Origin of the sequence: Lactovum miscens (genome assembly GCF_014202895.1) — a bacterium.
In the GTDB taxonomy this organism is placed as follows: Bacteria; Bacillota; Bacilli; order Lactobacillales; family Streptococcaceae; genus Lactovum; species Lactovum miscens.
In genome coordinates, this window is sequence record NZ_JACHHV010000061.1 from 1 (window position 1) to 1,057 (window position 1,057).

The window sequence follows — 1,057 nt, forward strand, 5'->3', positions numbered from 1 at the left end:
GGCAAATTGTAATATTAAGTTAGCCACCTGAAGAAAGAAAAAAACACCTGAAACCTTTATACTTGAATTTGGAATAAACAAAGTAGAAAAGGATTCAGATGCAAGATTATTCTAACACAAAAGGGAAACATTTAACACTGATTGAGCGACGTCAAATTGAACGTTGGCACAACAAGGATAAACTGAGTAACCGTCGGATCGCTCAACTCTTAAATAAAGCGCCCCAGACGATCAATAATGAACTTCGTCAAGGAAAAGTGCATTTAAAAATAAAGACCAAGTATTCTGCTGCGGTAGCTCAAGCTTCCTATAACACAAGCCGAAGGCATTGTGGACGTCCCTCAAAGTTCACAAAGGTTTTGAATGTTCTGATTTCAAAGGGGGTTCGAGAGAAATTATCACTTGAAGTCCTCTCTCATAAGCTTTCTCATCCTGTCTGTTTACGAACGCTCTATAATTGGATTGAAGTGGGCCGTCTGGATGTAAAATACCATGATCTCCTTTATCCCCACTATAAAAAGGTGAAAAAACTGCGTTCCACTCAACCCAAACGACCTTTTGGTTTGTCCATCGAACAACGTCCTGAGGCGATTAACCAACGTGAAGAATTTGGACATTACGAGATCGATACCGTCCTTCTGACGAAAGCGAAGGGGGAGTGTCTACTGACGCTTACAGAAAGAAAGACACGTTCAGAGTTGATCCGATTGATTCCAGATAAGTCTGCGCAATCCGTCAACACAGCACTTTTAGCACTTCAAGGGGAAGTTCAGTTCAAATCCATCACTTCGGATAATGGTCGTGAATTTGCACGCCTTCATGAAGTGGTGAGCTGTCCTGTTTACTATTGCCATGCCTATGCAAGCTTTGAGCGTGGAAGTAATGAGAATCATAACCGGATGATCCGAAGGTTCTTGCCTAAAGGAACACGAACAACCACAAAAGAATTTGTGACCTTTATTGAAGGTTGGATTAATTCTTACCCAAGAAAAATGTTCAATTATAAAAATTCAAAACAGATGCTAAAACTGGCTAACTTATAATTGCAATTTTCCAA

1 protein-coding gene is annotated in these 1,057 nt (G+C 40.1%); it reads left to right on the forward strand.

The window, feature by feature from the left end; all coding sequences use genetic code 11:
- Positions 1-98: 98 nt before the first annotated feature.
- On the forward strand, positions 99-1,043 hold the full coding sequence (locus tag HNQ37_RS08405; protein ID WP_183541321.1) for an IS30 family transposase: 945 nt from the start codon (positions 99-101) through the stop codon (positions 1,041-1,043).
- Positions 1,044-1,057 lie beyond the last annotated feature (14 nt).

Coding starts and splice junctions, on each gene's coding strand:
- HNQ37_RS08405 (WP_183541321.1), top strand. CDS start 99: ATGCAAGATTATTCTAACACAAAAGGGAAACATTTAACACTGATTGAG.